Here is a 12,331-nt window from a genome sequence, read left to right as displayed (position 1 = left end):
TACGACATGAAGTTACTCATCAACACAATTATTATCAGCACCTCTCTGTTTGCAGCTTCCGTTTTTAGCTCCCCCCTCAAGGAATTGAACAAAGTGGGCGAAGGCGAAATGCAGTATCTGTTTTGGACGCTTTATACCGCCGAGCTCTATCGAGACGCAAACTTTCAAGATGAGAACCAGTCCCAGGCGCTGCGCATCGTATACGAGAAATCAATTTCAAAAGATGCGCTCATAGAAGCAACCGCGCAGCAATGGGAACACCTTAACTACTCCCAAGAGGACATTGATCGTTGGATAGAGCCACTGGAGTCGCTATGGCCTAATGTCGAGCCCGGTGATGCTTTGACTCTTAAAACAGATGAAACCGGCGTCAGTCAGTTTTATTTCGGCGACCAATCTTTAGGGAAAATTCAAGATCCCGAATTTGGGGATGCCTTCTTATCAATCTGGCTGTCTCAAAACACAACTGAACCTGAGCTTAGAAAACAACTATTAGGATTAGCAAAATGAGATGGATTTACGCAGCACTACTCTCCGTTACATTACTAGGATGTGGCACGCACAGTATTGAGCAGTATGAGGGGACAACGCCAGCACTTACACTCGAACAGTTTTTTGATGGTGAACTAAAAGCGTACGGTTTAGTGCTTGATCGAAACGGCGGCCTAATGCGTCGATTTGAAGTGGACCTTGTTGCCGACTGGGACGGAAACAAAGGCCTTATTAAAGAGTGGTTCATCTTCGACGACGGAGAGAAAACCACAAGAGTTTGGGAGTTAACCAAAACCAGCGACAACACCTATGAAGGAACCGCCGGCGATGTTGTAGGAACGGCAGAAGGAACGATAAATGGCTCAGCTCTGTATTGGAAATATGAACTACAAGTCCCTGTCGGTGATACGATTTACGACTTAACGCTAGACGACTGGATGTTCCTATTCGATGAACAACGTCTTTTTAACAAAACCGACATGACTAAATACGGCTTCAAGGTGGGCGAAATCATCTTATTTATAGAAAAGGTCAATCCAAAATCCTCTCGCATTGCCTCAACAAATACCCAATAAATCATGAGCCCTCTAATACCGAATTAGTTCGGTTTAGGGGGTTGAATACCTCAAACAAGCTGTATATATTACCGCCGCTCCCACGAGCACACCCTACAATACATATTCGCTATCTCGCCATCATTGATGTATTGATATTGGTGTTTTTACACACATGAAAAACCTCATCACTTCGTTCATGCGCTTTGTACAAGAGTCCAAGGCACTCCTACACCTAACGATCCCGATCATTTTTACGCAACTCGCTACGCAGGCGATGGGCTTTGTTGATACAACAATGGCAGGGCAAGTCAGCCCCGCAGACCTTGCGGCAATTGCATTAGGCGCAAGTTTATGGGTACCGGTGTCGCTGCTATTACGAGGCATCATCATGGCGCTCACACCTGTGGTGGCTTATCACAGAGGCGCTAACGATCCCGACAAAATACGCATTGAGTTTATTCAAATGCTGTGGATTGCAGCCTTCTGTAGCGCTATTTTAATGGCCTATCTAATCGCCGGTGAATGGATTCTGACTAAAATAGGTGTCGCTGAAGAGATCATTCCAATTGCCAGTCGATACGTCATCGCCCTCGCCTATGGCGTTCCGGGTATCGCGCTGTTCTATACGCTCAATGGCTTCTGCGAGGGTATGAACAACACTCGAGCTCCAATGTTCATCTCAGTCGTCGGGCTTTTACTTAACATACCGACAAACTACGTTTTGATCTACGGAAAGCTCGGCTTTCCCGCTATGGGCGCTGTTGGTAGTGGTTGGGCAACGAGTTTAGTCTATTGGGTCATGTCAGGCCTGCTGTGGAGCTACATTCGTTATCATCATCACTACAAGCGCATTCTAAACTTCAATGACATTAGACCTCGGTTTGGCGACATCAAACAACTGCTATCTCTCGGTGTGCCTATCGGTATGAACATTGCGGTATGTGGAAGCATTTTTGCTGTTATTGCCCTCTTGATTGGCCGTATTGGGGCAGAGAACGTGGCAGCCGCTCAGATTGCATTGAATATATCGAGCATGACGTACATGATTCCAATGAGTATCTCTTTTGGAATTACGATTCGTGTTGGCCATTCACTTGGGGCGCAGAAAAACACTCAAGCGAAAGAGCAGAGCCTTTTTGGCATTATCACAGCTGGTCTCATTTCCCTTTTGTCGGTGGCAATATTTTTGCTCTTTCCTGAGCAGATCATTCGCCTATACACGCAAGACCCCGTAGTGAGTGCGACCGCAGCCACGTTACTCGTGTTTACCGCCATGTATCAATTCAGTGACGCATTGCAAACCTCTGCCAATGGCGCACTTCGCGGATATAAAGATACAAAAGTTCCAATGCTCCTTGCCATCCTTGCTTATTGGGGTCTCGCATTACCTCTGGGCATCGTTTTGGGAATGACAGATATGCTTACCACTGCGATGGGAGAAAAAGGATTCTGGATTGGTATTGTGACCGGATTAAGCGTCGCGGCGATCGCTATGTTGCTAAGGCTTTGGTACATCATTGCCAAACGAAGCCGGCTTTTAGACAGTGAAGTCAACTTACCTGCGATTCACTAAAAAGCGCATTACGTCTGTTTTCGATTAGGGCAGAGTGAAACCTCTGCCCTTGTGATTTACATCTCATCAATTTGTATATCGCTTATTTCTTTTCATTGAAACAAAGAATCAGTAGACTGACTTCTTTGCTTGCAGCTACACCTTGTGCTCGCTTTTAACTTTGAACGTTTAGGTAAGTAACTATGTATAAACTGATTGCCCTCGATCTGGATGGGACATTGCTCAACAGTGATAAAGTCATCTCCGCGGAAAACCAACACGCTATCTCACTTGCTAAGCAAGCTGGAAAGACCGTAGTTCTCGCCTCTGGCCGACCAATCGAAGGTATGCTCGATAAGCTTAATCTGCTTGGCATCAATGGCGATAACGATTTTGTTCTTTGCTACAACGGGTCCATGGTTAAAAACGTCGCAACTGGCGAAGTGATTCATCAACAAATCATCAATGGTGCGGCGGCGAAAAAAATCGCTCGCAAAGCTAAACAGCTTGGTGTTTTTGTACACGCCTTTAGTACCCAATATGGTCTGATTACAACAGAGCACAATCCGTACACCGACATAGAAGCAAACATAAACGGCCTTGAGATCACTGAAATGAATTTCGAGGCACTGGAAGACGATCATCCAATCATCAAAGTGATGATGGTAGCAGAGCCAACCGCTCTTGACCAAGCCATCGCCAATCTACCAGTAGAACTTAAAAAAGAGTTTACCGTCGTACAAAGCGCACCTTTCTTCTTAGAGTTCCTTAATCCTCTCGCTAACAAAGGCATCGGTGTTGCCGCGATTGCAGAGCACCTAGGAATAGATGCATCAGAAGTGATTGCTATGGGTGACGCTGAGAACGATCACCACATGCTCAAGTACGCAGGGCTTGGCATCGCAATGGAAAACGCGATGGAAGAAACCAAACAAATTGCAGACCATATTACGGTTAGTAACAACGACCACGGCGTGGCTGTCTGTATAAAGCAGTTTATGCTCGAAGACTAAAGATACTTGCAGCTGACCTAAAGCAGCTGAATCAAACTGTAAATCTGACTAATAAGTCAATAGTTCAGTTTACGGAAAATTGTCATTCCTATAACGTTGAACGCCACTACAATACTTACAATGCCTTTGCATTCATGCAGAGGCATTTTTTATACATAGATATATGCATCACTGTTTGCATAGCTTCTGCCCTTCATTTTATTGAGTCTGCATTCTCATTAGGCTCACACTGACAAGCGATACGGTTTATGAAGAGCACACTAATACTACTGAGCGCCCTATCCTTTGCCCTTGCTTCAACAGGCTGTGCAACATCGGCCTTCGGTGACTCTGACCAAAATACCCAATGCTCATCAGACGCAACGTGTCATGCAACTTCTGAAGAGAACGATACGAATGAGGTCGATCAGACGTTAGATCCTGAACTGCTCTCCGGTTCAACCGTCGATAAGCAGGAAACTGAACTCAGACATCAATTGCAAGATACTGAATTTGAGGTTAATCGACATGGCGAAAAGATCACCTTAATCCTAGCCAGTGACCTCGTTTTCAAGTCAAATGGCTACAAGCTCAAATCAGCTATTAAACCGACCATCGACAGCATTGCTAAGGTAATGACCCGCTACCCAGAGGCAAAACTCATCGTTGAAGGTCACACAGATTCCAATGGGGATCTTCGCGAGAATGAACGCTTGTCTGTCTCTCGGGCACACAGCGTCAGAACAGAGTTAACTTTGGCGGGGCTGGAAAGGGCTCGAACCCAAATGCGTGGTTTTGGACCACATCAACCCGTTTGTGACAACGAAACGGAAGAAGGTCGCGCTTGTAACCGACGAGTAGAAATGACCATCATCCAAGGCTAAGAAAGCAAAAAGGCGTCAATACGACGCCTTTTTTCAACACGAAATCGTGACAATTAATAAGCCACTTTTCTCTTCGGATGTTTAACAAACACTGCAATAATCGCCATCGCTGCCAAAGCAAAACAGTAGTATGAATTGGCAACAATCGCTAACGGCGATAAGCCAAACACTGAGCCTAATAACAGCACTTGCGCACCATATGGCAACACGCCTTGAACCACACACGAGAATATATCCAGTAAACTTGCAGAGCGGCGCGCTGATACTCGGTTTTCTTCAGCGAGCTCCCTCGCAATCCCGCCTGATACAATGATCGCGACCGTGTTATTCGCGGTACATGCGTTCACCATTGAAACCAATGCTGCGATACCAAGTTCACTAGCACGGCCTGTCGTTTTCTGTGGGTTGTTCGAGCTAACAGAACGAATGAGTTTACTGATCATCTGCGTTAGAAAAGCGAGACCACCCTGTCGACGCATCAGCTCACTAAGACCACCAATCAACATCGAAAGTAGAAAGATCTCCTGCATACCACTAAAACCAGCGTATATATCTTTCGAGAACGTCGACATTGAGTAGCCTGCAACGAAGCTTAAACTGATAGAGCCAGCCATCAAGATGCCGACAGTAAGCACGACAAACACGTTCAAGCCCGAGACAGCAAGAATCAAAATTACGATGTAAGGCAATACCTTCACCCACTCCACCGCTTCAGTCGCTGGCACTTGGGTTGCCGTACTATTGAATGCGAAAATAACAATGGCAATGATCGCAGCGGGAATCGCTATGCGCACATTCTCGCGGAACTTGTCCTTCATTTCACACCCTTGAGAACGCGTTGCGGCAATGGTGGTGTCTGAAATAATTGATAGGTTATCACCGAACATAGCGCCGCTCAGAACAACACCCGCAGTCAAAGCAAGGCTCATGTCTGCCGATTCAGCGATGCCTAACGCTACCGGAGCTACTGCTGCTATTGTCCCCATCGACGTACCCATCGCCGTTGCAATGAATGCTGAGATCAAAAAGATACTCGGCAGGATCATACTGGTTGGAATGGCTGATAAGCCTAAATTAACCGTGGCATCCACACCGCCAGATGCTTTTGCTACCGTCGCGAATGCGCCGGCTAACAAGTAGATCATACACATCGCGATGATGTCTGGGTGTCCGACCCCTTTCATGAACTGCTCAAGCGCTTTATTCAGCGTTTCTTTACTTAACACCAGTGCCAGAACAATAGCTGGCAGCACTGCGATTGGCGCAGGTAATTGGTAGAAAGCAAAATCAACACCTTGCAGAGAAAGGTAGGAACCTACTCCAATGAACAAAGCAAGAAAGACTACGAGTGGTAACAAAGCGATCGCAGATGGACTCGCGTGACGCTCTGTTTTTTTTGGATTGGACATGATTAAAACTACGTACTTTAAAACAGGGAGTGCAGACTAGTTGGAGGTAAAAGACATGTCAACTTCTAGACGTCTAAATGGCCGTAAAATTTATATCATTTACCTTTCATTCTCTTATTCATTTCAGTGGCACAACACCTACGTACAACTTTGTAACCTTTCTAGGACTATGCATTCAAGAGTACGAACAGACGTGACCAGCTAGGCTCCAAACAGTGAAAAGGCCATACGCAATAAAGCGATATGGCCTGTTCAAGGGGGTTTAATTTAAAGGTGACTCTATTCGGAAGTCAGGTGTTTCATTCAAACAAGAAGAAGAAACCATAGCCTACAATTAACGCTGGAACTGCCGAATATAGTGTGGCGACAAGCGCTGCTTTTGGTGCAATAGCCAACACTGGAAACAAGGCATCACCATCATTAGACAGCGCGTTACTGATTTGAGCTGATAATGGGACAGCACCTGACAAGTACAAACTTGTAATTAGAATTTGTGGGCCACACCCTGGCAACAACCCAAACAACACGCCTAGAAGAGGCAACGCCATTACCCATTGATTTGACCAAGTTCCAAGCTCAAACGGGAACACTACGTTCGTAAGTTCGAAGGCCAAAAATGCAATGACAACCCAAGCGGTGATGAAGTTCGTGTCCTGTGCGGTCTTCTGGATTGGGTGCAAGCTCTTTTGTTTCTTATCTTCAGAAACGGTGGCTTCGTAGCTGTTGATCTCTCTAGTCAAAGACCAAAGAAGCAGATTAGCAATCACTAAACACGCGCCGATCACTTCTATAGTGTTTTCCGGTAAGCGGAATGCAGCATTCACATCAATCTGGAATGACAAGGCTAAAGCTATAAACGCTCCGGGCACTAAAAGAACTTTCCACAAAAGACCTTGAAGGTTTATCGCCGTGTCGTTTTGCGCATTGCTATCCCCTTCTCTAAAACATGCTTGGGTCAGTGCGTGATGAAGCTTTGCTTTCGGTCTTAAAAATCCGTCATCATGAATCGCATTGACAACCCATCCTGTGACCACACCGACCACAACGCCGACACTTACAACAAGAAACCCTGTCTTTGGTTCGCTAGCCAACAGCAGAAAAGCAGCATCGCCCATGGTCGCCGTCAAAACAGCGACAAGGGAACCGAATCCAACTCTGCCTTGAATAAACTGGGTAGCCACAACAATCGCACCACCACAACCCGGCAGCGCACCAAGCAACGCGGCAAACAACACTTGGTGATCTCTAGAGCGATGATAAAGGCGTGCAATAACATTTTGGCTAGTTAAAACTGATGAAAAATAGTGATAGACAGACAGTGTCGCCGCGACATAACAAGCGACAGCCCAAAAGCTGTCCGACAAGGTTGCAATCACCACTTCTCTCGTTGCGGGAGTTGCAATCAAGGCAAGAAGTGCGGCAGGTAAGAACAATCGCTTATACCTGATTTTAAACTGAGACGAATCGAATACAATGCCTGTAAAATACAAGAATTTCTGATAGCTCATCGAAAAACCTTAAGAGAAAACTAATTTAACTCTCACAAAGTTAATGCAAATCATTATCATTTACAATTAATTTAAAAGAAAAAAAAGTGCGGATGTCTAAACTGAGACTTAGATTGTATTCAACAATAAAAACAGCGCCTATTGAGGCGCTGTTTCCTATAGATCTAGCTGTTAGCTCTATGTGTTTTTCTTTGGCGCACTTGAGCACGAATCACAACCGCTGCCACAAGCCCATTTCTTCTTAAAGATTTTGCGATACATATAGTAACCTGCACCACCGACGGCGATGGCAACTATCGCTAAGTCCCAAATCTGGAAAGATTGCTCGTACATGTCTGCTTCCTCTTTATACGTTCTTTATTGGGATTTCATTAGGCATGGCTTTGCGTTTAATGGTGTCTTTGAATCCAAACAACAACAGACTCAACAGCGCGACAAAATACGTCACTGACATCAGTTGGATACCTGTTAGAGACAACGCGTTACCAATGGTATAAACCGCCGTAGCAACACCGAAGCCGATCGCGGTTGGCAAAACAATTGACAAGACCATCCAGCGGTATTGTCCTGTTTGTACTTTGATCATCATGACCGTAGCTAAGCACGGCGGGTAAAGAATGAAGAATAGAATTAATGCGACTGCGGCTAAGTCACCGTGCCCCGTGAGTTCGCTAGATTCTCCCATACGCTCTTCAAGCTTTTGGTTACTCTCTTCATCTTGTTGAAACAACACGCCAAGGGTTGCCACACTACTTTCTCGAGCCGCAAATGACGAGAATAGCGCTACGTTTATCTTCCAATCAAAGCCCGCATATTGGGTAACTGGCTCTAACGAGCGACCAAACATACCTAACAGTGAGCTTTCTAAGCGCAGCTCCTTCATTTCACGGCGAATTTTGTTTCGATCCGATGTTAGCTTGCGTAAGGCACGGTTTGCTTTTCTCGCACCTTTGTCTCCTTTTACCGGTGCCACTACTGAATAGAATTCACCATTAATCGCTTCAAACTTATTGTTTACCGCTTTAGACGCTTCCGCACCTTTCGCGTTAAGTTTGGCACGCTTGAAATCAGTGTAATAGTTCACCAATACAGGTAGTGACTCTTGATCAAACTGCCCTTCGAAATCAGTATTTTTCACCGACTTTTCAAACTTGGCGACAGCGTTTTGAGCTTGTAACTGAAAATCTTCGTGGCTACCTGCTGGAATACCCGGAAACTGAAGAAGAACAAAAATAACGGTTGAAACCGCCAACACAATCGTCCCAACTTTGCGCACGTACATCCAAGTACGCTCAAGTGACCGCGTAACAACACTTCTAACCGTAGGCAGGTTGTAACGAGGCAGCTCCATTACAAATGGCGCTGTTTCGGTTTTACGCAGAACAGTCTTTGTCAGTAATTTCGCCACCAATAGCGCTGCGATAATCGAAATAGTTGAAATGTAGAACGTCATCAAGGATTTATCTTCTACAAAGAATATACCCAACAGCAATGTATAGAGTGGGATCTTCGCCAAACAGTTCATGTACGGCACGGTAAGAATGGTCGCCAATCTGGCTCGATTGTCTGGAATACCTTTAGTCGCCATGACGCCCGGTACGGCGCAACCACCGGCGAATACGCCCGCCAAGATCATTGGTAATGTGCTTTGTCCATGAAGGCCGAATCGGTGCAAGATCTTGTCAGAGATAAAGGCAATTCTCGCCATGTAACCCGAATCTTCCAGAATCGCGATTAGCGCAAAAAGAATCAGGAAAATAGGAATGTAGTTTAGGAGTGTATTGGCAGAATCCACCACCCATAAGCCGAGCGAGCGGACATAAGGGTCATAAAGGAATCCGGCATCAGGCAGTATTGAGGCGACGATTTCACGAAAAGCCGCCAGATACGGCCACCAATAGTTAGTGAGCTCATAACCGTAAACAATCGAACTCTGATAGATCACAAACACTGTCGCAATCAGAAAGATAGGCGCACCAAACTTATTGAGTACTAAACTATCGAAGCGTTGGGTAAAGGATGGTTTATCCGCCGCTCGCTCCTCAAAGGTCACACAAGTATCGATTAAACGAGACACCACTAACTGTCGTTGGGCAACAATGTAGTCGTTTATTTCAGTTCTAAGCTCTGCTTTAACCGCGCTCTGTTGTTGATCACTGAGATCGAGTAACGCTTGCCAAGTTTGAGCATCCAACACAGATTCAAGCCAACTCATAGCTTCTTTATCATTTTCAAGCAGACGTAACGCCAACCAACGCGCTGCGGGTTTGTTCTGGCACTTTAGTCCATCAATGCGTTGGGACAATATAGAAATAGCATCTTCTAACTTTGGATATGGAATCGTAAACTGACTCGGCTGAGCTTGATTGATCGCGCTGGTGATACCCTCCACACCTTTACCGAGTCGGCCAATACACTCTACAACCGGAACATTTAGCTCGGTAGAGAGCTTTTGGCTATCGATCTCAATGCCTTCTTTCTTGGCCACATCCATCATGTTTAGTGCAATGGCGGCTGGCAACTCAAGTTCCATCAGCTGCAAAGACAAATGCAGAGAACGGTTGATATTGGCAGCGTCCATGACATTAAGCACGACATCGGCATTTTCTTCACGAAGAGCTTTTCTGGCTACGCGCTCTTCTAATGAAAAGCTCGTTAAGCTGTAAGTCCCCGGTAAATCGATCAACTGATAAGAGCCAAACTCATTAGAGAAGTAGCCGGTTTTCTTATCGACAGTCACACCTGGGTAATTAGCAACGTGCTGACGAGCCCCTGTTAGCATGTTGAATACTGTCGATTTACCCGCGTTCTGTTGACCAGCAAGCAGTATTTTCTTTCTTTGCATCTTTATCCTACCCTGCTGCTCAATTGTTTAGTTCGACAAGAACTGTCGCGGCTTCTTGCTTGCGAATGACGACGTTCGTTCGACCCACACGAACTTCAAGTGGATCGCCCATTGGAGCGTATCGAACAAACTCTAAGGTCATTTCCGGAATCAGACCTAAATCTAATAAACGTTGACGAATGGCGCCTTGAGATTGGTGAGAAACTATTAGCCCTTTGTCTCCGGGCTTTAACTTGCTGAGTTCTATTTTCATAACGGCATACTGAACAAATTGCGCACAATAGACCCATTGTAACTGGATGTAACAGCGATAAAAATTCCCGAAACCCACTAACTGACTTATACATGATCTAAATCAATAGAAAAGCAAATGACAATTATTATCACTTTCAATGATGATTCGGCATGATTATTCTACAAACCAAATGAGTACTTAGTTAATACTCAATTCCAAAGAATAACTTTACCAAATTGTTATTAGTTACAATTGGTTATGAAGGATGACATCCATGAAAAAAGTAACACTATCACTGCTTATCAGCGCCCTACTACCAACTGCCGCGTTAGCTCATACCCCTCTCTTCTCTTGCTACGACTTCGGCGACAACATCATTTTATGTGAAGGCGGATTCTCTGATGGTTCTTCCGCTTCCGGTGTTGAAGTACTGGTTTTAGACGCGAATGGTGCCGAGCTAATTAATAGTGCCATCAACGAAGATGGCGAGATTGAGTTTGAAAAACCTGCAGGCGAATACAAAGTTCAGTTTAACGCGGGTCCAGGTCACTCAATCGAAGTTGACGGTAAAGACATCGTTGAATAAATCGCGAATAAGCATCGAATAAATTCTGTTAGTTAAAATCTTTTAGGGAAAAATTATGAAAAAACTCGCTCTTGCAGCAAGTGTGGCCGCTCTTGCGTTTTCTGCTGCGTCTAACGCACACTTCCAGCTGATGTACACCCCAACTTCGCAGCTAGAAAAACCGGAAACATTAGACATGAAGTTGGTGTTCGGCCATCCAATGGATAATGGGCACGTGATGGATATGGGCGAGCCAGAAGAGCTTTTCGTTCTATTCAAAGACAAAAAAACAGATCTTAAGAAAGACTTAGAAGCCATTAAGTGGAAAGGCCACGACAACGAAGCCGATGCTTATCAAGTTGAATACAAAGTGCGCCGCAATGGCGACTACATCTTTGGTATCGTTCCTGCACCTTACTACGAAGGTGGTGAAGACATCTACATTCAGCAAATTACCAAGCGTGTAATCAACAAAGGCGGTCTACCAACAGGTTGGAACGAACCTGTGGGCCTTAAGACAGAGATTGTTCCACTAAACAAGCCTTACCAAGTTTTCGCGGGTAGCACATTTACTGGCCAACTTCTTTCTGAAGGTAAACCTGCCGCAGGTGTTGAGTGCGAAATCGAATTCTTGAACACAGACATCGATACAAAAGCGAACTCATTTAGCCAAGATACTCATCGCGAGCCACCAGCTTCTGCCATTGTTGCGATTACAGATGCTCAAGGTATGTTTACATTTGGTATTCCAACTGCAGGCAAATGGGGCTTTGCATGTCTAGGCTCTGGGCCAGATACGGAATACAAAGGCAAAGAGTTGTCGCAAGATGCAGTGCTATGGATTGAAGCTCAATCTTTGTAACTACCTGATTCATCTTGTAAACCTAAAGCTGGCCAAGTGCCAGCTTTTTCGTCATACAAAAACGCTATTCAACCTGCCCGCGGGGCAAACATGATGATTGCCATACCACATATGGCGACGAGCGTTCCCACCACATCCCAACTTGTCGGACGAATACCGTCCACCAACCACAGCCAAACGATGGCAACGAAAATATAGACTCCACCATAAGCAGCATAAACCCTTCCGGCGGCAGTCGGATGTAATGATAACAACCAAGCGAACAGCGCTAGAAAGAACGCAGCTGGAACAAGTAACCATATCGTTTTGCCCTCTTTAAGCCAAAGGTAAGGCAAGTAGCATCCTAGAATTTCAGCGACAGCGGTGATGAAAAATAAACCAACAGTTTTAAGTTCTGGCAAGGCAAGCTCCGGAAACTTTAGTAAAAAAT

Annotated in this window: 13 protein-coding genes; 7 read left to right on the top strand and 6 right to left on the bottom strand. The window is 45.3% G+C overall.

Annotated features, from left to right (window positions below):
- Positions 1–6 precede the first annotated feature (6 nt).
- The 5 genes from UA76_RS15040 (at position 7) to UA76_RS15020 (ending at position 4,477) form a co-directional block, all read left to right on the top strand.
- Complete coding sequence (locus tag UA76_RS15040) at positions 7–510, top strand: chalcone isomerase family protein (protein ID WP_047047772.1); 504 nt, start codon at positions 7–9, stop codon at positions 508–510.
- Positions 507–1,067: a DUF3833 domain-containing protein gene (locus UA76_RS15035; RefSeq protein ID WP_047047769.1), complete on the top strand. Its 561-nt coding sequence runs from the start codon at positions 507–509 to the stop codon at positions 1,065–1,067. Before UA76_RS15040 ends, UA76_RS15035 begins: the two co-directional genes overlap by 4 nt.
- A gap of 154 nt (positions 1,068–1,221) precedes the next feature.
- On the top strand, positions 1,222–2,622 hold the full coding sequence (locus UA76_RS15030; protein WP_047047765.1) for an MATE family efflux transporter: 1,401 nt from the start codon (positions 1,222–1,224) through the stop codon (positions 2,620–2,622).
- A 182-nt stretch (positions 2,623–2,804) separates the two neighbouring features.
- The gene (locus UA76_RS15025) at positions 2,805–3,614 is read left to right on the top strand and encodes a Cof-type HAD-IIB family hydrolase (protein WP_047047763.1); all 810 of its coding nucleotides are present in this window, start codon (positions 2,805–2,807) and stop codon (positions 3,612–3,614) included.
- 248 nt (positions 3,615–3,862) lie between these two features.
- Positions 3,863–4,477 carry an OmpA family protein gene (locus tag UA76_RS15020; protein ID WP_052772063.1) on the top strand — a complete coding sequence of 205 codons (615 nt, stop codon included), beginning with the start codon at positions 3,863–3,865 and terminating at the stop codon, positions 4,475–4,477.
- A gap of 53 nt (positions 4,478–4,530) precedes the next feature.
- Here the strand turns inward: UA76_RS15020 and UA76_RS15015 are convergent, their stop codons facing one another.
- From UA76_RS15015 to UA76_RS15000, 5 genes are all read right to left on the bottom strand, one after another.
- Positions 4,531–5,886 (bottom strand): Na+/H+ antiporter NhaC family protein, encoded by a 1,356-nt coding sequence (locus UA76_RS15015; protein WP_047047760.1) that lies wholly within the window; start codon positions 5,884–5,886, stop codon positions 4,531–4,533.
- Positions 5,887–6,185: 299 nt separating this feature from the next.
- Positions 6,186–7,394, bottom strand: a complete 1,209-nt coding sequence (locus UA76_RS15010) for a putative manganese transporter (protein ID WP_047047756.1) — start codon at positions 7,392–7,394, stop codon at positions 6,186–6,188.
- Positions 7,395–7,571: 177 nt separating this feature from the next.
- Positions 7,572–7,727: a FeoB-associated Cys-rich membrane protein gene (locus UA76_RS23105; protein WP_084705520.1), complete on the bottom strand. Its 156-nt coding sequence runs from the start codon at positions 7,725–7,727 to the stop codon at positions 7,572–7,574.
- A gap of 13 nt (positions 7,728–7,740) precedes the next feature.
- Positions 7,741–10,239 carry a ferrous iron transport protein B gene (feoB, locus tag UA76_RS15005; protein WP_047047753.1) on the bottom strand — a complete coding sequence of 833 codons (2,499 nt, stop codon included), beginning with the start codon at positions 10,237–10,239 and terminating at the stop codon, positions 7,741–7,743.
- Positions 10,240–10,258: 19 nt separating this feature from the next.
- Complete coding sequence (locus UA76_RS15000; protein ID WP_047047751.1) at positions 10,259–10,492, bottom strand: FeoA family protein; 234 nt, start codon at positions 10,490–10,492, stop codon at positions 10,259–10,261.
- Between the two features lie 256 nt (positions 10,493–10,748).
- Between UA76_RS15000 and UA76_RS14995 the strand changes: the two genes are divergently transcribed.
- Together UA76_RS14995 and UA76_RS14990 are read left to right on the top strand one after the other, a co-directional pair.
- Positions 10,749–11,060: a hypothetical protein gene (locus UA76_RS14995; RefSeq protein WP_047047748.1), complete on the top strand. Its 312-nt coding sequence runs from the start codon at positions 10,749–10,751 to the stop codon at positions 11,058–11,060.
- A 55-nt stretch (positions 11,061–11,115) separates the two neighbouring features.
- Complete coding sequence (locus UA76_RS14990) at positions 11,116–11,901, top strand: DUF4198 domain-containing protein (protein WP_047047745.1); 786 nt, start codon at positions 11,116–11,118, stop codon at positions 11,899–11,901.
- 68 nt (positions 11,902–11,969) lie between these two features.
- On the opposite strand, the gene UA76_RS14985 is transcribed toward UA76_RS14990, so the two are convergent.
- A complete protein-coding gene (locus tag UA76_RS14985; RefSeq protein ID WP_047047879.1) occupies positions 11,970–12,302 on the bottom strand; it encodes a YnfA family protein in 333 nt (110 codons plus the stop codon).
- Between the last annotated feature and the right edge of the window lie 29 nt (positions 12,303–12,331).

Source organism: Vibrio mexicanus (genome assembly GCF_001012815.1).
Lineage (GTDB): Bacteria > Pseudomonadota > Gammaproteobacteria > Enterobacterales > Vibrionaceae > Vibrio > Vibrio mexicanus.
The sequence above is the reverse complement of the archived record's forward strand: the minus strand, read 5'-3'. Positions and strand labels throughout refer to the sequence as shown.